Origin of the sequence: Paenibacillus sp. FSL R7-0340 (assembly GCF_038002205.1) — a bacterium.
GTDB classification, from domain to species: Bacteria; Bacillota; Bacilli; order Paenibacillales; family Paenibacillaceae; genus Paenibacillus; species Paenibacillus polymyxa_B.
In genome coordinates, this window is record NZ_JBBOBY010000001.1 from 4,454,075 (window position 1) to 4,475,815 (window position 21,741).

Annotated in this window: 21 protein-coding genes and 1 pseudogene; 3 read left to right on the forward strand and 19 right to left on the reverse strand. The window is 42.8% G+C overall.

Translation table 11 applies throughout. From position 1 onward, the window contains the following. Window positions 1–76: 76 nt before the first annotated feature. Together MKX59_RS19825 and MKX59_RS19830 are read right to left on the reverse strand one after the other, a co-directional pair. Window positions 77–1,237 (reverse strand): HD-GYP domain-containing protein, encoded by a 1,161-nt coding sequence (locus MKX59_RS19825; RefSeq protein WP_025722542.1) that lies wholly within the window; start codon window positions 1,235–1,237, stop codon window positions 77–79. Then, the gene (locus tag MKX59_RS19830; protein ID WP_340858797.1) at window positions 1,191–2,645 is read right to left on the reverse strand and encodes a bifunctional metallophosphatase/5'-nucleotidase; all 1,455 of its coding nucleotides are present in this window, start codon (window positions 2,643–2,645) and stop codon (window positions 1,191–1,193) included. The genes MKX59_RS19825 and MKX59_RS19830 overlap by 47 nt, the downstream gene beginning before the upstream one ends. Window positions 2,646–2,964: 319 nt before the next feature. Here MKX59_RS19830 and MKX59_RS19835 point away from each other — a divergent pair, with 319 nt between their 5' ends. Further along, on the forward strand, window positions 2,965–4,029 hold the full coding sequence (locus tag MKX59_RS19835) for an HD-GYP domain-containing protein (protein WP_023987887.1): 1,065 nt from the start codon (window positions 2,965–2,967) through the stop codon (window positions 4,027–4,029). A 213-nt stretch (window positions 4,030–4,242) separates the two neighbouring features. Here MKX59_RS19835 and MKX59_RS19840 read toward each other — a convergent pair whose 3' ends face one another. From MKX59_RS19840 to MKX59_RS19870, 7 genes are all read right to left on the reverse strand, one after another. Then, on the reverse strand, window positions 4,243–4,605 hold the full coding sequence (locus tag MKX59_RS19840) for a YmaF family protein (RefSeq protein ID WP_023987886.1): 363 nt from the start codon (window positions 4,603–4,605) through the stop codon (window positions 4,243–4,245). A 318-nt stretch (window positions 4,606–4,923) separates the two neighbouring features. Beyond that, window positions 4,924–6,321: a Fe-S cluster assembly protein SufB gene (gene sufB / locus MKX59_RS19845; RefSeq protein ID WP_013309556.1), complete on the reverse strand. Its 1,398-nt coding sequence runs from the start codon at window positions 6,319–6,321 to the stop codon at window positions 4,924–4,926. A 30-nt stretch (window positions 6,322–6,351) separates the two neighbouring features. After that, window positions 6,352–6,774, reverse strand: coding sequence for a Fe-S cluster assembly sulfur transfer protein SufU (sufU, locus tag MKX59_RS19850; protein ID WP_013309555.1), 423 nt, complete (start codon window positions 6,772–6,774; stop codon window positions 6,352–6,354). Then, window positions 6,764–7,987 (reverse strand): cysteine desulfurase, encoded by a 1,224-nt coding sequence (locus tag MKX59_RS19855; protein ID WP_028542907.1) that lies wholly within the window; start codon window positions 7,985–7,987, stop codon window positions 6,764–6,766. The genes sufU and MKX59_RS19855 overlap by 11 nt, the downstream gene beginning before the upstream one ends. Then, complete coding sequence (gene sufD, locus MKX59_RS19860) at window positions 7,984–9,288, reverse strand: Fe-S cluster assembly protein SufD (protein ID WP_023987884.1); 1,305 nt, start codon at window positions 9,286–9,288, stop codon at window positions 7,984–7,986. The genes MKX59_RS19855 and sufD overlap by 4 nt, the downstream gene beginning before the upstream one ends. 23 nt (window positions 9,289–9,311) lie before the next feature. Then, complete coding sequence (gene sufC / locus MKX59_RS19865; RefSeq protein WP_013309552.1) at window positions 9,312–10,094, reverse strand: Fe-S cluster assembly ATPase SufC; 783 nt, start codon at window positions 10,092–10,094, stop codon at window positions 9,312–9,314. A gap of 445 nt (window positions 10,095–10,539) precedes the next feature. Next, complete coding sequence (locus MKX59_RS19870; RefSeq protein WP_013309551.1) at window positions 10,540–11,010, reverse strand: Dps family protein; 471 nt, start codon at window positions 11,008–11,010, stop codon at window positions 10,540–10,542. Between the two features lie 313 nt (window positions 11,011–11,323). Between MKX59_RS19870 and mtnK the strand changes: the two genes are divergently transcribed. Beyond that, a complete protein-coding gene (gene mtnK / locus MKX59_RS19875) occupies window positions 11,324–12,547 on the forward strand; it encodes an S-methyl-5-thioribose kinase (protein WP_028542908.1) in 1,224 nt (407 codons plus the stop codon). A 5-nt stretch (window positions 12,548–12,552) separates the two neighbouring features. Then, a complete protein-coding gene (mtnA, locus tag MKX59_RS19880; RefSeq protein ID WP_028542909.1) occupies window positions 12,553–13,662 on the forward strand; it encodes an S-methyl-5-thioribose-1-phosphate isomerase in 1,110 nt (369 codons plus the stop codon). A gap of 154 nt (window positions 13,663–13,816) precedes the next feature. Here mtnA and MKX59_RS19885 read toward each other — a convergent pair whose 3' ends face one another. From MKX59_RS19885 to MKX59_RS19930, 10 genes and pseudogenes are all read right to left on the reverse strand, one after another. After that, window positions 13,817–14,119 carry a YunC family protein gene (locus MKX59_RS19885; RefSeq protein WP_023987881.1) on the reverse strand — a complete coding sequence of 101 codons (303 nt, stop codon included), beginning with the start codon at window positions 14,117–14,119 and terminating at the stop codon, window positions 13,817–13,819. Window positions 14,120–14,434: 315 nt separating this feature from the next. Then, window positions 14,435–14,716 (reverse strand): hypothetical protein, encoded by a 282-nt coding sequence (locus MKX59_RS19890; RefSeq protein WP_233903891.1) that lies wholly within the window; start codon window positions 14,714–14,716, stop codon window positions 14,435–14,437. Between the two features lie 1,012 nt (window positions 14,717–15,728). Continuing rightward, on the reverse strand, window positions 15,729–16,079 hold the full coding sequence (locus tag MKX59_RS19895; protein WP_049828507.1) for a hypothetical protein: 351 nt from the start codon (window positions 16,077–16,079) through the stop codon (window positions 15,729–15,731). Next, window positions 16,079–17,272, reverse strand: coding sequence for a WXG100 family type VII secretion target (locus tag MKX59_RS19900; RefSeq protein WP_028542913.1), 1,194 nt, complete (start codon window positions 17,270–17,272; stop codon window positions 16,079–16,081). The genes MKX59_RS19895 and MKX59_RS19900 overlap by 1 nt, the downstream gene beginning before the upstream one ends. 464 nt (window positions 17,273–17,736) lie before the next feature. Then, the gene (locus MKX59_RS19905; RefSeq protein WP_023987871.1) at window positions 17,737–17,958 is read right to left on the reverse strand and encodes a hypothetical protein; all 222 of its coding nucleotides are present in this window, start codon (window positions 17,956–17,958) and stop codon (window positions 17,737–17,739) included. Window positions 17,959–18,276: 318 nt separating this feature from the next. Continuing rightward, window positions 18,277–18,606 (reverse strand): hypothetical protein, encoded by a 330-nt coding sequence (locus MKX59_RS19910; protein WP_023987870.1) that lies wholly within the window; start codon window positions 18,604–18,606, stop codon window positions 18,277–18,279. Window positions 18,607–18,621: 15 nt separating this feature from the next. Continuing rightward, a pseudogene (locus tag MKX59_RS19915) lies at window positions 18,622–19,748 on the reverse strand (polymorphic toxin type 50 domain-containing protein). A gap of 182 nt (window positions 19,749–19,930) precedes the next feature. Next, window positions 19,931–20,476: an RNA 2'-phosphotransferase gene (locus tag MKX59_RS19920; RefSeq protein ID WP_071558964.1), complete on the reverse strand. Its 546-nt coding sequence runs from the start codon at window positions 20,474–20,476 to the stop codon at window positions 19,931–19,933. Between the two features lie 33 nt (window positions 20,477–20,509). Further along, window positions 20,510–20,710: a hypothetical protein gene (locus tag MKX59_RS19925; protein ID WP_023987867.1), complete on the reverse strand. Its 201-nt coding sequence runs from the start codon at window positions 20,708–20,710 to the stop codon at window positions 20,510–20,512. 179 nt (window positions 20,711–20,889) lie between these two features. Next, window positions 20,890–21,435, reverse strand: a complete 546-nt coding sequence (locus MKX59_RS19930; RefSeq protein WP_023987866.1) for a hypothetical protein — start codon at window positions 21,433–21,435, stop codon at window positions 20,890–20,892. Between the last annotated feature and the right edge of the window lie 306 nt (window positions 21,436–21,741).

The window sequence follows — 21,741 nt, forward strand, 5'->3', positions numbered from 1 at the left end:
TTATTAACCTCAAAAGACGTATAATTATCATATCATGATGTGTAAAGTGTCTGCATGCTTTCTTCCACATCATCTGCTAATCTACGTGTACTCCTCCGAAAGGGGCGGCAGTAGCGCCCAATGTGTTTGTAATCATAACCGAGAGGGATACGGACAAATCGACATCATAAGGTGCCTTCACTTCCTGCCCATCCCGGTCCCTTACGATGCGAATGACGGGTCTTTGCGGGATTTTGGGATGTATACGCACCACGACCCCCTCTTCCCCCGTGTTGAGCACCACAGAGAGTCCCAGGGGGTAAATAGCTACACAGTCACGAAAGGCTTCCAGCATTCGCTGCTCATATAACGTTCCTGCCCCGGCGTACAGCACTTCCATCGCTTCATAAGGCAACAAAGCCTGTTTATATATCCGACTTGCTGTCATTGCGTCGTACGAGTCCGCCAGACCGATCCATTTCGCATATTCGTGGATCTGGTCCTTTTTCCAACCGTGTGGGTATCCGCTACCGTCGATACGCTCATGATGCTGTAATGCACAATGAGCCGACAACAAGGGAATTCCAGGCTCGTCTTTGAGCAGCTTGTAGCCGATCACCGTGTGTGTTTTCATATGCTCATATTCCTCATCCGTCAATTTACCCGGCTTATAGAGTACTTGAGGTGAAATTTTCATTTTACCGATATCGTGCAGTAGTGAACCTATCCCCAGCTCCATGAGCTGGTTATTATCGTAGCCATTGGATATTCCAAGTACTAGTGAATATAAACATACGTTCAAAGAATGATGATACAAATCCTGATCCGCGGCCCCGATATCCATCAACATAATGATGGTGTCCTGACGGCCTCCAATATCGTCCAGAATGGATTCCATCACCTTGTAAAATGACTTGCCAAAATATTTGTGCTTATGATCTACGGAGTAGGATGACAACCCTTGAAACTGCTTTTTGATTTCCTGTAGCGCCGCGGCCCTTGTCTGTTCATGGATCATCTCAGGAATGACGATATCTTCTGTCACAGCATCCTCAATGTATACATATCCAATACCGACTTGGCCTAGACGTTCAATCAATCGCGAAGTAAGCTCAACACCTTCCGAGAGCAGCACCATTCCGTTTTCATTGTATATTTTTTTGCCCAGCTTCATGCCGGCTCTCAATAATGTAACAGGTACCAGTCGCAGCTTAATCCTCTCCCGATTGTTTTGATACCTGAAGCCACCTAGCTGCAAAACATTCTTCCATCGCGCCCGGACGCTTCAACTCCATTTCAATCAAATCCCGTAAAAATTCTGGAAGCATAAATCGGAGATCTGTTCCGTTCGCAAGCACTTCATAACCTGCTTTGAAAGTGAACATATCCAACGTGCCCACTGTGTATTCCTCATGCTCTTCCAATAGTTGACCCGCTACACGAATGTCCGTCACTTTTTCATAAGAAGCACGGCCCGAGTCATACTGAATGGCCAAGCCTTCCACACACATCGTGCCAAGCACTTTGCCTCTGAAGCCAAAGCCCGTCATGGGCTTGTCTGTAAATTCAGGCAGCAAGGACTGCTCCAGCGCCAACCGAATATCTCTTCCCCGCAACTTCATAACACAGGCATTAATCGGCGAAGGGCATAAGGAATGTAGTATTCCTTTGCTGATATCCCCTTGAGGTAATGGGCCGAGCAGTTGTCCCGCATTGACGAGGGCAATTTCTGTTCCTGTAAAATGGGACACCGCTTGTGCCAGCATATTCCCAAAAGGGGATTCCTGATCATATGCAATCTCCAGTTTCCGATCCGTCACCGCAATGGTGCTCTCCATGGCGCGCTCTGCTTGTCTGCGATGCACCACAATGGCCGATGCCACTTTTTCGTCCAGTAGTGTCTGATCTACAGGAACTACGCCGCCTGACGTGACTCGAAACGGTTCGAGGCTATTGTTACGACTTAGTGTCACTTCACCCAGCAGCGTTCCGAACTTCCCCGCCCCACATAAAGCTGTTTTTCCGATCCAAAGCGGTTCCTCCAGCACATGATGGGTGTGACCTCCAAGGATAACGTCAATTTCAGGAAACTGCGACGCTAATTTTTGATCGGAAGGTAGACCCAGGTGCGACATCACGACCAAAACATCAACCTGCTTTCTCAGTGCCGCGATCTGCTTCCCCAGCACCTCAAACGGATTGAGCACATCCCAGCCCAGCAATTGATAAAACTCTACAAAAGGAGCCGTCACACCGAGTAAACCGACCTTGATTCCAGCTTTGTTTACGATAAGGGATTCCTTCATCCACGAAGGGCTCATCCCCGTAGCACGCTCTGTCATATTGCAGCATACGACCGGACAATGAATTCCCGCATATGCCTGTTCAATCATATCCGGGGTAAAAGTCAGTCCCTCATTGTTACCGATCGTAATTGCATCGTATCCTGTTAGATTAATCACATCCACATTTGCCCCACCGAGCGTTCCTTCCGTTTCGGGGGCCATCCGGTCCATGTGGTCTCCTATGTCGAGCACAAGCAGCGCATCCCGTGATGCGGCTCTTCGTTCATCGATCATCGCGGCTATCGAAGGCATACTGCCAAAATGACTATGGATATCATTGGTATGCAAAATGGTCAACGTTTGCCGAGTCGTCATCTCCATAACCGCCCTCCTCTATACTTTATATATATCGACTTTGGAGCTTCTAATGTTTAAGCATACCATGTTATTTAGCAATATGGTACATATGAGTGGACATAGTCCTTAAGCTTCGCTGTACTCTCTGAACAATCTCACATCATAAACATAGTGAAAAGCATTGACGTTATCTACTGTAGGTATCTGATAGGAAACGGGTTCCTGGGACCTATTTTACAGCTTGGAATAATAGTAATTTAGTCGTTGTCATCCCATATAATTCTTGATATATTAGGGTTGTTTCATATTTTCGACAAATTTACGACAATAAGGAGGTTAGCACATGAGAGTTCACGTTACCGATGCCAAGCCGGGAGATCGCCTCAAATCCGATACATACAATGGGCACGGTGTACCTGTCATGATTCAGGGCACCGAGCTTCAGCATGACGACATTTCCAAACTCATTATGCATGGTGTCGATTATATCGACATTGATGCCGGTTCTGCGAGCATTCCGGTTGACTTTGCCCCCGATGTTCCAGCTTCCCCTGAATCCCTCAAACGCGCCGTTCCCCTCATGGAGCAGACGATCAGTGGCTTTGAAAGCATGTTTCTCGAAGCTTCCTCAACTGGAAAATTTGATGAATATCGAGTTGATGAACTGTTCGGCCCTCTCGTTTCAGAGCTGGCTCGTCAAAAAGATGTCGTATCTCTGCTGTTAATTATGGAGCGGGGAGATCACTATACCTATAATCATTCTCTCCAAGTAGGTGTACTGTCATATTACATTGCCACATGGCTTGGATATACAGAAGAAGAAGCTTATGCCGCTGGTAAAGCCGGATATTTACACGATATAGGCAAATCCATGATACCGGATGAAATTTTGAACAAACCGGATAAACTGACACCTGAAGAATTTCATGAAATGAAGAAACATTCTCTCTATGGCTATGATATTATTCGCAATTCAACCAGCGATGAGATTTCTGCAATTGTCGCCTTGCAGCATCACGAGCGTGAAGATGGAAGTGGATATCCCCATGGACTGTTCAAGGAAGAAATTCATCCTTTTGCCAGCATAACAGCTATTGCAGACGTGTATAGCGCGATGATTTCCAATCGTGTGTACCAGACGAAGCAGGAGCTACTCGCCGTATTACGCGAGCTGCACAGCATGAGTTTTGGACATTTAAACCCAGAAGCTACCCAAGTGTTCATCAGACATATGCTTCCTAATTTCATTAATAAGCAGGTTCTGCTGACTACAGGGCAGACAGGAACGATTATTCTGAACAATCCTGCCGATTACTTCAGACCCTTAGTGAGAATTAACGATGATGAATATGTAGATTTGTCTAGGGAACGCCATGTATCCATTGATGAAATTTATTTGGAATCCTGATCCGCTACTGCCTCCCGGCGTTACTTCGGTGGAACGAAATGTCTTGCCGAAGCCCAGGCTACGCGAATAAAAAGAGACTGTCCTTGATTCGTAGGTTCTTCTGCGAAGGACAGCCTCTTTTTATGTTAGGGACATTAACCTAGTCACAATTTACAACGATCAAAAACAATAAAAACGCGTTTCTACTACTATATTATTTGCTACATTTGTTTATTAAATAAGAGGTGCCTGAATCAATGTTGCGAAATTGAACTGGTGTACATGACCATCATTTAATGTGGTTTGGCCCGTAACAAAATGTACGTGCTTGCCATTTCCGACTGGAATAGCGGGTCCTGTTCTAATCCTTCTCAGATTATGAAAATGGTTCACGAAATCAGTTTTTGAAAGATCAATTTCATGGACATGACTTCTTCCAACTCGAATCGCTTGCCCAGTAACACCTGCAAAGCGGTGGTTATGTCGGTCTGCGCCTTCTTCAGCCAGTTTGGTACTACCTTCAAATTCATGTACATGCCTCTGTGTCTGTTTAGAAGAGAGGGTTTTCTTCTTCACTCCAGCTTTATTCTTCTGCATCCGTTGCCTGCCTCCTTATGTTTTGTGGCTTTACAATATCCTATTAAGCAAACATAGTTAAGTGCTAGGCAATTATCCGCAGTCCTAACAATAATTTTTTTTAATTCTATCTCCCCTTATAAAAGCGTTAGATCATAAGACAATTCAGAAAACTGCCGACATCTTTTTAGACATTACGGAAAAAATAGAAGAAGGCGAACTTAAAAAGTTCGCCTTCTGTACTAGCAGGAAATCCGAGTCGGCACAAAATCGACACGACTCCAATTTAACAGCTTTAGAATACCTCAAAAACCTTGTCACACCAAGGGTTACTGCGTTTTAACCAATACTACCTTCCATTTCGAACTTGATCAAACGGTTCATTTCTACCGCATATTCCATCGGCAGCTCTTTGGTGAACGGCTCAATAAAGCCCATAACGATCATTTGCGTTGCCTCTGCTTCAGTCAAACCACGGCTCATCAGATAGAACAGCTGATCTTCCGATACCTTGGAAACCGTTGCTTCGTGCTCAAGCGTGATGTCGTCATTCATAATTTCATTATAAGGAATAGTATCTGAAGTTGATTGATTATCCAAAATCAGCGTATCACACTTGATATTCGATTTTGCACCTTGAGCCTGACGACCGAATGAAGCTAATCCGCGATACGTTACTTTACCGCCGTGCTTACTGATCGACTTGGATACAATTGTGGAGGTGGTGTCTGGTGCCAAGTGGATCATTTTCGCACCTGCATCCTGATGCTGGCCTTTGCCTGCAACAGCGATGGACAGGACCATCCCTTTCGCTCCACGGCCTTTCAATACAACGGCTGGATACTTCATCGTCAACTTGGAACCGATGTTACCATCGACCCATTCCATCGTTGCGTTTTCTTCTGCAACCGCACGTTTGGTTACCAGGTTATAGATGTTTGGTGCCCAGTTCTGGATCGTTGTATAACGAACGCGTGCGTTCTTCTTACAAATAATTTCGACCACGGCACTATGCAGTGAGTTCGTGCTGTAAATTGGAGCCGTGCAACCTTCTACATAATGCACAAAGCTGTCTTCGTCGGCAATAATAAGCGTACGCTCAAATTGACCCATGTTTTCCGAGTTGATACGGAAGTAAGCCTGCAATGGAACTTCACATTTCACACCTTTTGGTACATAGATGAAGCTACCGCCTGACCATACCGCACTGTTCAGTGCAGCAAACTTATTGTCCGCAGGAGGTACAACTGTTGCAAAATACTCTTTCAGAATCTCAGGATGCTCACGCAACGCCGTATCGGTATCCATGAAAATAACGCCCTGGTCTTCCAGTTCCTTTTGCATACTGTGGTAGACAACCTCGGATTCATACTGTGCGGATACACCAGCCAAAAACTTTTGCTCCGCCTCAGGAATACCCAGTTTATCAAAGGTTTCTTTAATTTCCGTCGGAACTTCTTCCCATGTCTTCCCTTGTTTCTCGGAAGGTCTTACATAGTACTGGATATCGTTGAAATCCAGTTCATCCATATCTCCGCCCCAGTTTGGCATTGGCATTTTTTCAAACTGTTTCAGTGCTTTCAGACGGAACTCCAGCATCCATTCTGGCTCATCCTTAATTTTGGAGATTTCCTTTACAATTTCCGGAGTGAGACCCTTACCTGTTTGGAAAATGGACTTGTGCTCGTCACGAAAGCCATATTTATACTCTTCCATTTCCGGTGCTTTCTTGGCCATGTTTCTCAAACCTCCTCTGTTCTATTTAAATTATTTATCTTCATCAATCCCTTTGCGCAGCGCGTTCCAAGCCAGTGTCGCACATTTGATGCGGGCCGGGAACTTATTTACGCCTGACAAAGCTTCCAATTCTTCATAATCATCGAATTCAACGGCTTCTCCCTTCATTAAAGAAGAGAAGCGGCTTGCCATATCCAGTGCCTGATCAATCGTTTTTCCTTTGACCGCTTCTGTCATCATCGAAGCTGAGGACATACTAATCGAGCAGCCTTCGCCAGTAAAACGGGCATCTTCGACCACGCCGTCTTTCGTTTTGAGTTGAAGAGAAATCCGGTCACCACACGTAGGATTATTCAAATCCACCGTAACGGCATCGTCCTCAAAACGTCCGCGATTGCGCGGATTTTTATAATGATCCATAATCACGCGTCGGTACAAGTCATCAAGTTGCATCGCCAAAATACTCCTTTGTTTGGATTAAGGCGCTGACCAAAGCGTCGACTTCCTCTTCCGTGTTATAGAGGTAAAAGCTGGCACGTGCAGTCGCACTGGCTTTCAACCAGCGCATCAATGGCTGGCAGCAATGATGGCCTGCACGTACAGCCACCCCTTTGCTATCCAATACGGTAGCTACATCATGCGGATGCACATCATCCAAGTTGAATGTTACGAGCCCAACATGACGGTCTGCAGGTCCGTAAATCGTCAATCCCTCCACTTCACGGAGACGTTTGAGAGCATAGTCGACCAGACGGCTTTCATGCTGTGCAATGGCGTCCAGTCCGATGCTTTCCAGAAAATCAATGGCAGCTCCCAAACCAACGGCTCCGGCTATAATCGGGGTACCACCTTCAAATTTCCAAGGCAGCTCCTTCCATGTGGATTCGTACAATCCCACATCGTCGATCATTTCACCGCCGAACTCAATGGGCTCCATGTTTTCCAGCAGCGCCTTCTTGCCGTACAGTGCTCCGATCCCAGTAGGAGCACACATTTTGTGACCCGAAAAGGCATAAAAGTCAGCATCGATGTCTTGCACGTCTACTTTCATATGTGGTGTGCTTTGTGCACCGTCTATAACGATGACTGCGCCGTTGCGATGCGCAATAGCTGCAATCTCTTTGACAGGGTTCACAACACCCAGCACATTGGAGACATGCGCAATCGCTACAATTTTCGTGTTTTCTGTAATGGTATTCTCAACATCAGCAAGATCAACGCTACCATCCTCTTGAAGTGGAATATATTTCAAAGTCGCGCCTGTGGCTTTGGCTACCTGTTGCCACGGAATCAGATTACTGTGATGCTCCATTTGTGTGATGACAATTTCATCACCTGCCTGGCAATTAGCCCTGCCATAGGAAGAAGCGACCAGATTCAACGCCGTTGTTGTTCCTCTTGTAAAAATAATTTCCTGACTGCGCTTTGCATTCAGAAAGCGGGCTACCTTCTCCCGCGCACCTTCATAAGCATCCGTTGCGCGACTACCCAAGGTATGCACACCACGGTGAACATTTGAATTATCATATTCGTAGTAGTGCTTGATCGCCTCGATGACCGCCAGCGGTTTTTGCGAAGTGGCCGCATTATCCAAATAAACCAGCGGATGACCGTTAATCTCCTGATGTAAAATCGGGAACTGTTCACGGATCAATGCAGTATTCATTGGCCTAACTTCCTTTCAACAAGGCTTTGCAGCTGATGTTGAAGTCCTTCGAGCGGAATTTCAGATACGACAGGTGCCAAGAAGCCATAAATAATCAGACGTTCAGCTTCTGCACGGCTAATCCCGCGGGACATCAAGTAATACACTTGTTCACGGTTTACCTGACCAACCGATGCTGCGTGACCTGCCGTTACATCATCTTCATCAATCAGCAGGATCGGGTTAGCGTCACCACGCGCTTTCGGGCTGAGCATCAGAACACGTTCTGTTTGCTGACCGTCTGCTTTGGTAGCACCTTTTTCAATTTTTGTAATTCCGTTAATGATGGAAGACGCTTCTTCACGCATTACTGCGCGCGTAATCATCTGACTGGCGGAATTTTTACCAAAATGCTGTGCTTGTGTCGTATAGTTCAGCTTTTGTGAGCCGGAACCAACAGCAATGATCTTGGCATCCGAATTGGAGCCATTGCCTTTGAGCACGGACATGGTATTGCTTGCTGTATTACCGTTGTTCATTTCGCCCACAATCCATTCGATAGCTGCGTCATTTCCCAACGTAGCACGACGAATCGAAATATCCGTTACTTGCTCTCCAAACTGATGGACTGTCGCATAACGTACTTTAGCTCCTGCATTTGCAACAACTTCTACCGCACCGTTATGAAGAACAGGTGCCGCCAAATCCGCAGATACATAGTTGTCTACGTAAGTCACGGAACTGTGGCTTTCAACAATGAGCAGCACATGCGGTGCAAACGTTGCAGTCGCATCGTCCGTCAGAAATACAGCTTGAAGCGGAACGTTCAGTTCTACATTTTTAGGCACATAAGCAAATACTCCACCGTTCCAGAGTGCTGCGTGCAATGCAGATAATGAATTTTCTTCAGCCTTAATAACTGTGTTCAGATGAGCTTTAACCAAATCAGCATGCTCTTTAACCGCTGTTTGTAAATCCGTGAAAATGACGCCTTGCGCCGCCAATTCCTCGCTCAGCTTCACATATACCGCGCCGGAGTTGCGCTGAATAATCAGACCACCCTCCTGTTGCTCTTTGACCAGATCAGCAATGGCTGCCGGGACCTGCCCTACCGATGCAATGACCTCGTTCTGTTTATGTTGACCGTAATCGTTTAATTTCCATCGTTCGATTTTTGTTTTTTCAAATACCGGAAGCTCCAGTTTGCCTGCAAGCTCAAGTGCTTTTTGTCTGTCTTCGGCCAACCAAGATGGTTCGCCGTTACGTTCGGACAGAACACGCAGTTGCTCGGAATCTACCGGAAGGATTGTTTGTGTAGTCATTAGTTTTCCTCCTCGCTTCCGGCTTACGCCTCTTGTCCTACAGTTTCATCAACGATACCCAGCTCTTCCTTGATCCAGTCGTAACCGTCCGCTTCCAGACGCTCAGCAAGCTCAGGACCACCGGATTTAACGATACGTCCTTGCATCATTACATGTACATAATCTGGTTTAACGTAGTTTAACAGACGTTGATAGTGAGTAATGATAAGGAAACCACGCTCTTCGGAACGCATAGCGTTGACACCGCTAGCCACGATTCTCAAAGCATCGATATCCAGACCGGAGTCGATTTCATCAAGAATGACAATTTTCGGATCAATCATCATCATTTGCAAAATTTCATTCCGTTTTTTCTCACCACCAGAGAAGCCTTCGTTCAGGTAACGGTGAGCAAACTCAGGATTCATTTCGAGCTCTTTCATTTTGCTTTCCATTTGACGGATAAACTTAATCAGGGAGATTTCTTGTCCTTCTTCACGGCGTGCGTTGATCGCACTACGCAAAAAGTCGGAGTTCGTTACCCCTGCAATTTCACTCGGATACTGCATCGCCAAGAACAATCCTGCACGTGCACGCTCATCCACTTCCATATCCAGCACGTCTTCTCCATCCAAAGTTACTTTGCCATCTGTGACTTCATATTTAGGATGACCCATCAAAGCAGACGCGAGTGTACTTTTACCCGTACCGTTAGGACCCATGATGGCATGGATTTCTCCGCCCTTCATTTCGAGGTTAATACCTTTCAAAATTTCCTTGCCTTCAATGGTCGCCTTGAGACCTTCAATCTTAAAGTTTGTAGCCATATTCGCAATACCCTCCAAAAAATGTAGTGTGGTGTCGAAATCAGAAAGTATATTTAAACAGGGGAGCCCCCTGATTTCAAGTAATATTTAAAAATTTATTTATAATCATTCTAAACTGATTCTCAATGATTCTCAAGTTATTTTATAATAAATATCTTTAAGGGTGCAACCAACAGACACACGTTATCCAACTTTCTTCATAAAATGTTCACCCTACCAGGCACACAAATAGCAAAATTCATCCTGTGGTTGTTCATATAATTATAAATTTGTACAAAAAACATGGGATGCATGATCTTTTTCCAGCCATAAAAACGCTACTGACAGCATGACGTCAGTAGCGTTTTACATGTAGAGAGTTTATTTCAGAGCGTAACCCCATCACTATGGAGTGGAATTAAATTCACCGAACTAGGCATTGAGTGATGGAGCGAAATTCGGCCAATTAGCCCAAATAAGAGCGAAGCATCCACATATGTTTCTCCAGATCCGCTTTATAACCAATCAGCAAATCTGCAGTTGGCTGGTCGGAATTGCTTTCCGCCAGTTCGATACCTTCCTGAAACTCCTCGCATACAGTTGCAAAATCCTCGATCAAGGTTTGTACCATCTTAGGAGCATCTTCGTTGCCGGTTGCTTCCTGAATCGACGACAGCTCCAGGTATTCCTTCAACGTTGCGGAAGGAGAACCTTTCAACGCGAGCAAACGCTCGGCGATCTCATCCATTTTCAATGTCACTTCATTGTATAACTCTTCAAATTTAACATGGAGTGTGTAGAAACTGGAGCCTTTCACATACCAGTGATAGTTATGAATTTTTACATATAACACATTGAGGTTAGCGACTTGACGGTTTAAAAGTTCCTCCACCGATTTGGTTTGCGTATTTTTCGAGTTACTTGTTGTTTTAGCCATCATAAATCCCTTCCTTTTTCATCAAATTGATTTTCAGGAACGTTTACGTATCCATCACCGCCATTGCTGACGGTAAGACGCCAGCGGGCATCCTAATATCACCTGCCGGACGTCTGTCTCATATTTACCCTCTCTATACGGAGACGAAACAAAAAAAGAGTACTCCTTTCTTCCTCTTTCAATTCCCATAAAAAAAATGTACAAAACTTCAATGATTTTCGTTATACTTTCTCTATCCTATCAAAATACTTGGTTTAATATTGTGATATTTTTTAAACTATTTACATGCGCACATTTTATGGAGGTGACTTCGTTGTCCCAATATCATCCTTTAACGACTGAAGAAGCAATCGAATTCGTGAAGAACATCCCCGGATTTTTTAGTCAGGAAGCCCATCTGGAATGCCGAGAAATCGGTGATGGTAACTTAAATCTGGTTTTTCATATTACGGATTCTGAATCTAACAAGAGTATCATTGCCAAGCAGGCACTTCCCTATGTAAAAATTGTGGGTGAATCCTGGCCGCTTTCACTGGATCGTGCCCGTATTGAACGCGAGGCACTTCAGCAGGAACACTACATTTGCCCCGAATTGGTTCCTGCGGTACTGGCGTATGACGATGAGCTTGCGTTGACCGTGATGGAGGATCTTAGCTCACACACCATCATGCGCAAGGGACTAATAGAAGGAAACACCTATCCATATTTCGCTAATCATATTGGGGAGTTTCTGGCACGCACGCTCTTCTTCACCTCAGATTTGGGCATGAATCAGCAGGATAAAAAAGACCTGGTTAAACGCTTTATCAACCCGGATCTCTGCAAAATAACTGAAGATCTGATTCTGGATGAACCGTATCGGATCTCAGATAATAACAACTATGGTGCGTACATCGAAGACGAAGCAGAGGCACTACGTACAGATCAAGTGCTTCACCTGGAAGTGGCTTTGCTGCGAGAAAAGTTTTTGACACGAACCGAAGCGCTTCTGCACGGTGACCTTCATACTGGTAGCATTTTTGTAACGACCGAATCGACTAAAGTCATTGATCCTGAATTTGCCTACTACGGACCCATGGGCTTTGATATCGGAGCGGTGATCGCCAATCTGCTGTTGAACTACGCAGCACAACCCGGATGGACCTCTGGCGAGAAGGCTCTAAAGGAAAGGCGTGACTGGGTTCTGGAGACCGCCATTCAGGTATGGGAGCAGTTTGAGCGTAGGTTCCGCAAACTGTGGGACGAGCATGTCACCGATCATATGGCACGTACAGCGGGATATCAGGACTTGTATCTCCAGAAAGTACTGCAAGATACGATTGGTTTTGCAGGGTGCAAAGTGATTCGCCGTATCATCAGCCTGTCGCATGTGGCAGATATCGACACCATTGCCGATCCTGCTATCAAGGAAGCTGCGGAACGTCTGGCGTTATCTATCGGTAAATCCTTGGTTCTTCGCAATCGCGAGCTTCATTCGATTCGGGAACTGGGAGACATTGTTCGGACAGCAACAGCTGCCCAAACTAAAGGAGCTTAATGAATATGAGTGAAAAGAAAGAATCGTCGCACGTAACCTCTGGGAAAGCTGCAGTGCCCAGTCAGGCTCTATCTTCGCTGGTGTGGAAAGGCAACCGCTTGTCTATGTTGGATCAGCGTCTACTGCCCGAAACGATTGTCATGCTGGATTTATTCACGGCCGAGGAAGTATGGGATGGCATACATGCCATGAAGGTACGTGGTGCGCCCGCTATCGGGATGGCTGCGGCCTACGGCGTTGTGCTAGGAGCTACCGCCTACGACGGCACCGACGCTGCTGGGTGGCTGCAGCATGTACACGCCGTGTGCGGACATTTGGCTACTTCACGCCCGACGGCAGTGAACCTGTTCTGGGCCTTGGACCGCATGAAGAAGCGGGCTGGGGAACTCATCGTTGAAGCTAGCGGAGGTCAGGTCGAAGACTGGAATGCCGGGCTGGAGCGTGAAGCCACAGCCATTCAGGCAGAGGATGAGGAAGTATGTCGCCAGATCGGCATCCATGCTTTACCTCTGTTCGAGGACGGGATGGGCGTACTTACTCACTGCAATGCAGGCGGATTGGCGACAGCGAAATACGGAACAGCGCTCGCGCCGATGTACCTTGCGCAGGAGAACGGCATTCACCTCAAAGTATTTGCCGACGAAACCCGCCCCGTGCTGCAGGGGGCGCGCCTGACCGCTTTCGAGCTTCAGCAGGCAGGCATTGATGTCACCCTGCTCTGTGACAATATGGCGGGCATGGTGATGTCCAAAGGATGGGTACAGGCCGTTATTGTCGGCACAGATAGAGTCGCTGCTAATGGAGATGTGGCCAACAAAATCGGCACCTATAGCCTAGCTGTGCTAGCGAAGGCGCATGGCATTCCTTTTTATGTCGCTTCGCCACTATCTACCATTGATTTGCAGACCGCAACAGGCGCAGATATTCCGATCGAGGAGCGTTCTGCTGAGGAAGTTACCGAAAGCTTTGGTAAAAGGACCGCCCCGCAGGGCATCAAAGTCTACAACCCAGCATTCGACGTTACACCTCATGAGTACATTACCGCCATCATTACCGAAAAAGGGATTGTACAAGCACCCTTTAGCGAGAACCTGACCCATTTGTTTGCCGAATAATTGTTCTTGCATGTCATACCGTTCGTATATAATTCAAATGATAATTCTACTCGATAGAATAAAACTTTTCACAGAAAAAAACCGGAGCCAAAAAGTCCGGTTTTTTTTCGTTCTTGTTCCTCTACTCTTATGCAACATATGCACATAGGCTTCATTACACCAGTTTCAAAAGTGCTTCGTATCCTGGCATACCTGGCTTAATCCCCAGTTGCTCCGCTTCTGTCGTCACCGATTCCATCGGCGCTTCCAACAATTCTTTCAGCGTTTTTACCCCCACAGCTCGTGCGGCAAGAATTTTCCGATCCGCCAGCCGTTCATTGAGCAGTCCAACATCCAGGGCACCACACATGATGTAACCACGGGAGTTAGAGATCGTCAACAGCGTTGTTTTAGGCAGTTTGACCTCAACTCCGATAAATGTATGCTCACCCACTTGCACGGATTCCATGTGTATCATGGTTATTACATGCACCTCCTCTTTGTTCACCCGGGATATTTTATGCAGCATTTCCGGGTAAGTGTGGACGCCCGTGGATACATTCAAAATATTAGGAGGCTTATGGGTCTAGACTAGAAAGTGGACACATTTACTTTATCTGTGTTCACAATATTATTCCTTCAGTATCTCTGGTCCAACATCCTTACTTGCTCAGATGTGGCTGTTCCTTGCTGCTATTGCAGCATACCATTTATAGTCTTCAACCCATTCATCTTCTCCAATTGAATCGGGGATATCTTTTATATGGACATTTTGTCCATCTGCTTGATTACCTTATCCATCCAACAATTGCACTACTTGTGTTCCCTTTTTTATATCTTTAATATTTTCTGAATCCTTTACACTAATACCAATGAGTGGAAGGTTAGCAATGGAAAAAGAAAGGCTAATATCCAATACGTCCAGTTCACATTTTGTCCCATCTACCTTATCTACTTGTATTTTTGAACCTATCAAACTTTTCAGATTCGTATGATCCTGCTTATCTAATCCAATATTTGTTCCAATTAAAATGATTCCTTTATTGGGTGTTTTAATAATATCGTCTAACTTCATAATCTCCAAAAGAACATCTCCATTCTAACTAACTGAGCTGACTCCTCCAAACAATCCAGCCAGCTTCTATTGTAATAATATCTCCACGTTGCCATTTGTGGATATGTTCAGTTAGTACATCTGAAAAGTAATCCTTTGCCTTGTTGTTTATGTCAAAATTTCTCCTTTCTGTTCATTGCATAAATACCTTTAACCAAAGGTAAATAGACAATTTTTACAAATTAATGACGCTTTTCATCTATAAAAATACTCCCGCTGATTTTATCTATTCCCAAAAAAGCATACAACAAACAACTTTAAATCCTGATAGATAGACGAAATAACATCAAGTTCCACAATTCTCAATATTAATTCCGTTCACCTAAACTGACCCTAAGTATTGTCGTAATTGAGCAAACTATGTGATAATTACGCAGTTGAGCGTATACAAAGATAATGCTTTCTCCCGAAACAAAGAAAGTTCCACCTATTGTGTATATCATTAATACAGTTATCAAATATCAAAACAAAATCACTAGCACAAGACAGACTACTCCAATTTCCCGAAGCCGCGTTTCCATTACACTCCCTTTTCTCTGTCCAACAATAAGACTTTCTAAGACAAATAAACAATATCAAATTGCCGATCTCAAATTATTTACTCATCTTAAATCTAGGAATTACCTAGCACTTCGTACTTCATTCAATCACTTCTACTTTTGGAACAAGATCACGGTTATATGTATTGTCCTTGTAATTCTTCGACTAGCATTTAGAGCAAACCACTTTACCTTCGCTTCATTGTGCATCTCCTTTTTTGCAATTATTTCCTTTGTCACTATTCCAGTTTGATCATGATTGATATTGGAACATGGTGAATTGAATTTGACGCACCTTATTTTGAAGTAAGGTATATTAAAAATCACAGTTTCCTTCATTCAGATTGGATAACTATAAAAAAGCTCACTCCCATTTTTATTATTAAAGGAGCAAGCTTAACACTGACTATATGACGCTGGTATTGTAAAGCAACTTACTCTTCTTCATCATTAAAAATAGCTTCAAACTCTTCATCTGTATAATCTCTATTGCTAGGTACATGATAACGCTGTGGTAGTCCATTATGATCAAGTACATGATCCACAACCCCATCTCTATCCGAGACAACAAAAGTAATCTCATCATCACCTTCATAACTCTTTGGTGTGATATCAGCTAAAACTAACCATGCAGCACCCTCAACCCTGTAGAATTCCGGGTAAAATTTGACGGACTGCTCAGTGTCATCATGTATTACACCATATAACTTATATTTTTCTTGATAATCCTGAGCAATTTTTCTAGCTTGAGTAGCTGTTAATTTAGTATCCACTTTTTCATCCATTATTCTTCATACCCTTTCCAATTAGACAGAGGCCACTGTCCGTTTCTCACTTTATAAATGTATCTCTGTGCTTCGTATATTTCTGAGGAATTAAATTTGTCTTTATTTTTGATGATTTCATTATAAACATACTCTTCTTTAGCTATAGTGGATAAATTCATATATTTTTCTTTTCCAAGTTCTCCAAAGTGTTTTGCATGGTAAGATTCGTGAATTGCACTTAGATAGGAAGCATCTGGTCGTATAACAATCTGTCCTGTACTAGGATTAAAGCCACCCACAGCTTCTTCTGGAAGTATAGCGCCCTTTTTATCAATTATAACTTTTACATCAATAGCATTCATTTCTTTTTTAAAAGCTTTTATTTCACTAACATTCATAATTTTTAATCCATCTGGTGTTAACCTTCTCTGACCGCTTACAGGCATCTCTTCCCACAATTTCAAATCTAGATCATGGCCTTTGGGAAATGGTCTAACTTCACCGTTTAACTTTATTGTACTACCAATCCCAATTTTAGGTTTGATTACCGAACTAACTCCTCCAAACAATCCTGCTGTACCGATCATATTAGCCCAGTGTTCCTTTGACCAGGCATTGTTTGGATTAAATGCCCCTTGAATCATACCTGTTACTCCAAATGTACCGAAATTGAGCATGTCATTCCATGAATCGTTTTGTTTAGCTGCCCGTTCCATGTACCCTTGGTACATTCCTTTTGGAATACCATATGACATATAATCTAGAAAGCTCCAGACTGAATTAAACTTTTTCTCATAGCGTACTGAGTTAGCGTCTACAAAATCCTGACCTAGTTCAGTTAAGCTATCTACTGATTTCTGGAACGCATTCCGTGTATCTGGAGCAGGAACAGCACATGAATTCGGTGGAGGTGGTAAACAACTTGCGTCAATGTTACCTGCTTCCATCAGATCTGCTAATCTGAATTTATCTGCATGGTGACGTAATTCCCTAGCAATAGAATCCGTCAAGGTAACAAAGTCATTCATATTCTTCTGAGAGGTTTGGAAGGAATAGTAAAAGTGCTCTTTAGTCAGTCCTTCCCACAATTGCCCCATAGATGAAATTTGTTGTACTAAATTACTATTCATTTGAGTTGCCGTTTGCTGTGCTAACTCAAACTGCTTGGAGGCAGTCATAAGCTGCTCAGGTGTCACTTTAATTGTTGTCATAATATACCTCTGTTTGAGTTCGTTATGACATAGTAACATTATTCCGATTTATGGAAAACGAACTTAATTCCTAATTGTTATGTGAAATAAGATAACTTTATACCTATGACCAAAAGCTTATAGTCATCGCTTTCCACTCCTGATCTTCAATCATATCCTGTAACTCAGGAATCAACTTTAGGAGTTTTTTATAGTTCTGTAGCTGTTGTTTCGTGATACCGAGTTCCTGAACAATATCGGTAGTATTTTTTATAGGGACATTTTGTTCATCTGCTTGATTCCCATATCCTTAGCTCAACAATTTGATCATGATTGATATTGGAACATGGTGACCTGAATTTGACGCACCTTCGTTTGAAGCAAGGTGGTTGTAAATGTCATCCTCCTTTATTCAGATTGGCTAACTATGTAAAAAGGCCCACTCCCATTTTTATTGTTAAGGAGCAGACTCAAATTGTACTTTTTTAAATCTCTATGCTATCCCACAACTCTAAAATAGTCTTATCTTCAATCTTCCCATTATTGAACAACTCTCTTGCTGATTCAAATGATTGCGAAAAACTGTCTCTTTGACGAGTAAGAAAGTACTCTTCTTCATTCTGGCTAATCCAATAGCTATCATTTTTATAGTAGAACTGAAACTCTTCCCCCATTTCAAAACGTTCCACCAATTCATTATATTCCAAAACAGTCCCTCCTACTTCTTGTTAACTCTTTTAAATGTCCCATCTTCTTTCCATTCAAAAACATGTTCATGAGGCCACTCTGGATGCTGCTTTGAATTTCCATGATCCGTGTAGTCTACATCGCATGTAGCGCAATTGTTTTAATTTTCTTAGGTGTAATGGCATCCTACTACTTTATAACGAATGTTAGACCATAGGGGACTATATGCTTTGTCGTGCTTACAATTTATGTGGTACCCATACAAACCAAAAAGGCTAGATGGATAATCCCATCTAGCCTCGATTGAGTGAAAAATACACAATTGAGGATTTCCAGAGTTATTCATATTTCCAAATAATAGATCCATCAGTAGATGTTATCATGCTGGGAGGATCGTTATGGAGAGAAATTTCAATAAAGGGGCTCTTTCCTTTTTGTAACCAATTATATATACTTCCTTCGTCGTTAATCGGCTTAGATACTATCTTTTTAACTTCAATAACCGCAGCATCATATTCAATGAATTCATTATCATCTTCATCTAAACCATTGTTTGTTTCATAAATGGTGTCCCTAGTACCAATAATCTTAAATCCACTTCCCCACTGAATAGTTAATTCTTCTTTCGGTACTGAAATAATGGCTTTAATCAAAGAATCATATCCCATATATTCCTCCTTGGTTTAAGGCGCTGCTGGTACAATATGTGCGCCATCTTTACTGTAATGAATAATTCCTTTTGTTGTTTCTTCGAACATACCAGTATCTCTATTATAATATTTCCCGATAGGTTTTCCGAAATCAATCCTTTCTCGCCCTGCTTTAAACATAGCACCTTTTCCAGAATAACTATCAAGTAATTCTTGTGCGGTTTTGTTATCACCATAGAAAATACTCTTGTTCTTACCATTGGCTAAGTCTTGTTTGTAGTTGGGCGTCCCAACAATATGCTTCTCCTGATCTCCGTGTTTTACTTTTACAGGGTAACTGTCAACTTCACGATAAGGACCTGCTGGAACAGATTTTTTCCCATAAGAAGGTACACCTTCTCCCTTCATCATCTGCCACAATTCCGCTGAGCTTTTTCCTATTCCGCTTGCGCCTTTAACTGCGGTTGTACCTCCATGTGCCGCTAAAGCTGCTGAGCCAATCAATCCAGGTATTCCGATAATACTACCAACTCCCGTGGATGAAACAGCAACTGATAATCCTTCTCCACCTATTCCAGCTACTACCTCACCAGCCCCCTGCAATGTCGTAGCTACGTGACCGAGAATTTCACCTACTTTAGCTGCCATTGGATGATCATAGTCACGGTCTTTGTCGGGCAGCATTCCCAAGGTTAAATCTTCCTGAATAGCACCTTTCGCTCCCTGAGCAGTATCCCACAAAATTTCCCCTTGAAGCTTACTAGCTTCCATCTGAGCTTCGGCTTTTGTGATCTCAGCTTTACCGATCTGTTCAAAGATTTTATGTAACCAACCTTCACCGCTTGATGCCGTTTTAACAGGCACACCATTCCCCGGCACATCCAGTACGACTTTTTCTCCATCTACCTGTGTGAAGTTTTTTGAAATAAAAATGAGTTCTTGTGCAACCGTAGAAAGTCGTTCAAGCGTCACGCCCATGGATTGTCTAGAGACCTGAAAATCTTGGAAAACCTCTCTCGGGTAGCACCAAACCAACCTTGTTGGACAAAATCAATTCTTCCATTCAGTAAATTCAACATACGTTCCATTTCGTGTTTACCATGCAAGAACTGGTCAGCCACTTCCATAAGCTTGTCAGGTGGAACCAATATTCTCCCCAATTGATCACGTCCATTTTAATTTAGATGGAAATAATCTTATCAGAAGGAGATGTTTAGGGATATCCACCTGTTATCCTGAAATTTCCTTTTATATTATGTGACAAATGGACTGATATAAACAGATTTACTATGTCAAAAGTATTGTATAAAGCCTCTTTTTAATATAAACGAAAATATCAGTGTTAAATTTTTTTAAAATATTGTGGGGGCACAAAATCCGCAAGCCAAACACCATTGTTAGCGATATAGAACTTAACATTGTTAGCCATTGATTTTACTGTATCGATTTCAAGAATGACTAATTCACCACGTCTCTTACCTGCCAATGTTGCAAATTCAAGTGTCTCAGATAGATGAACATATTTTCTCCCCATGGGTTTAATTCCCTCGGTAATAATTTTATCAACTACTTTGCTATTTGTTCCGTGATAAAGAGCAGTTGGCGGAATGGATTCTTCGTAATCTAATCTTCCTGCACTGTGCCCGTAGTTCGCTCGTATGTATCCATTTACCATGTGGTATCGCTTCTTTGGACAATTAGTTACGACTTGATCAATCCCTGCTTCTCCTATATCCGACCATCTATTCTCTGACTTAATTGCTGAAATTAAGTCATGCACGTGACAATAACCTTCATGATCCAACTTAATTCCAAACTGTTCTGGTGTATGCCTAAGAATTTTACTCATAAATTTACTAAGGCTCTCTTCTTGTTTTGGTGATAACATCATATACTCCTTGTAATGAAATATTTGTTTTATCTATAGTAACCAATCTGATGATTCATAGCTTCTTGTGAAATAAAGCACCAATCCCCCGATAAGGAAAAATGTAGCTCCAATTAAAAAACCTCTTAGACTATATCTGCTATAAGCCTCCAATAATACTGCAACTCCCAGCCCACAAGGGAAATACCCGAAAATACCCCTTATCAAAGCCATGATAAAAAACTTACGATTCATAAATTTTTCTCCTCGCTAATCGTACTTCATTATATAAAAACGAACAAATTCATTTCATCCATATCCATATATCCTCTTTGTCCCCATTTCACAGCAATCCAAAGTCGACTAACAATACCTTTCCATTCTAAGCCTAAATTAAAAAGACAACAGGTGATACCTGCTGCCTTTACTCACCATTATTCAGCTTCCGTCAACATTTTTAAAATGCCAGTAAATGAGCCGTCAATCGACATAATATCTCCATTAACTTGTTTGCTAAATTGAGACTCCGTAAGTTTATCTTTTCCTGCTGTGTGATTCTTAATGAATTTTATAAGCTCTGCTTTCTGACTTGCAATATCCTTTAATGCTTGTTCGCTTTCTTTTTTGTAATTTTTAACTGTTTTATTTAGTTCCACCTTAGCCACGCCGAGCTGCTTCTTTAATTTATCACAATCAGCCTTGGCTTGAGCTATTACCGCTTTACTTGATTTATTTTTCACTTCGTTTTTATAGCGCGCTGATGCTTGACTTAATCTCTGAGTTAGCTCACGAACTTCTGCCCCCAGAACAGCATTAAGTTTTTTTTGTGCAATTTTAATTTCCTTCACACGATCTTTGTAATTCTCAAAGTATATTTTTTCGATTTCACTTGTTGACATTGCTTTTGTAGATGTTGCTGCCAATACTTGTGATGGAATTAAAATAGCAAACATCAATAATAGTAGAATAGCTTTCTTCATATGTATCTCCTTCTTTGGTAGTAGTGCAATTATCATAAGGGAAATGAAGGGAATAGGCAATATGTCTTGTTATTTAAATACTACTTTCCACATTATATAATCTTCCAATGATAATCTTCCAATGATCGAATAAGCATTTGACAGATAAAAGTCCAAGCTAAGTCACTTCTAGAAGCTTATTTATGTAGAGCAAAACAGGCCATTTAAAAAAGGCTAGACGGATAATTCCATCTAACCTCTTGATCATAGTTGTTTTTCTAAGTCTACTGTGATCTTGAACTTGAGACTATTTTATTCCAACATTCC

Excerpts from the sequence above, each read along its gene's own strand:
- MKX59_RS19925 (WP_023987867.1), bottom strand. The coding sequence starts at position 20,710 with ATGAATCGTAAGTTTTTTATCATGGCTTTGATAAGGGGTATTTTCGGG.
- mtnA (WP_028542909.1), top strand. The coding sequence starts at position 12,553 with ATGAGTGAAAAGAAAGAATCGTCGCACGTAACCTCTGGGAAAGCTGCA.
- MKX59_RS19930 (WP_023987866.1), bottom strand. The coding sequence starts at position 21,435 with ATGAAGAAAGCTATTCTACTATTATTGATGTTTGCTATTTTAATTCCA.
- MKX59_RS19835 (WP_023987887.1), top strand. The coding sequence starts at position 2,965 with ATGAGAGTTCACGTTACCGATGCCAAGCCGGGAGATCGCCTCAAATCC.
- MKX59_RS19900 (WP_028542913.1), bottom strand. The coding sequence starts at position 17,272 with ATGACAACAATTAAAGTGACACCTGAGCAGCTTATGACTGCCTCCAAG.
- MKX59_RS19910 (WP_023987870.1), bottom strand. The coding sequence starts at position 18,606 with ATGGGATATGATTCTTTGATTAAAGCCATTATTTCAGTACCGAAAGAA.
- MKX59_RS19830 (WP_340858797.1), bottom strand. The coding sequence starts at position 2,645 with ATGGAGATGACGACTCGGCAAACGTTGACCATTTTGCATACCAATGAT.
- MKX59_RS19890 (WP_233903891.1), bottom strand. The coding sequence starts at position 14,716 with ATGAAGTTAGACGATATTATTAAAACACCCAATAAAGGAATCATTTTA.
- MKX59_RS19885 (WP_023987881.1), bottom strand. The coding sequence starts at position 14,119 with ATGATACACATGGAATCCGTGCAAGTGGGTGAGCATACATTTATCGGA.
- sufD (WP_023987884.1), bottom strand. The coding sequence starts at position 9,288 with ATGACTACACAAACAATCCTTCCGGTAGATTCCGAGCAACTGCGTGTT.
- MKX59_RS19870 (WP_013309551.1), bottom strand. The coding sequence starts at position 11,010 with ATGGCTAAAACAACAAGTAACTCGAAAAATACGCAAACCAAATCGGTG.
- MKX59_RS19895 (WP_049828507.1), bottom strand. The coding sequence starts at position 16,079 with ATGGATGAAAAAGTGGATACTAAATTAACAGCTACTCAAGCTAGAAAA.
- sufB (WP_013309556.1), bottom strand. The coding sequence starts at position 6,321 with ATGGCCAAGAAAGCACCGGAAATGGAAGAGTATAAATATGGCTTTCGT.
- MKX59_RS19920 (WP_071558964.1), bottom strand. The coding sequence starts at position 20,476 with ATGTTATCACCAAAACAAGAAGAGAGCCTTAGTAAATTTATGAGTAAA.
- MKX59_RS19855 (WP_028542907.1), bottom strand. The coding sequence starts at position 7,987 with ATGAATACTGCATTGATCCGTGAACAGTTCCCGATTTTACATCAGGAG.
- sufU (WP_013309555.1), bottom strand. The coding sequence starts at position 6,774 with ATGCAACTTGATGACTTGTACCGACGCGTGATTATGGATCATTATAAA.
- MKX59_RS19840 (WP_023987886.1), bottom strand. The coding sequence starts at position 4,605 with ATGCAGAAGAATAAAGCTGGAGTGAAGAAGAAAACCCTCTCTTCTAAA.
- sufC (WP_013309552.1), bottom strand. The coding sequence starts at position 10,094 with ATGGCTACAAACTTTAAGATTGAAGGTCTCAAGGCGACCATTGAAGGC.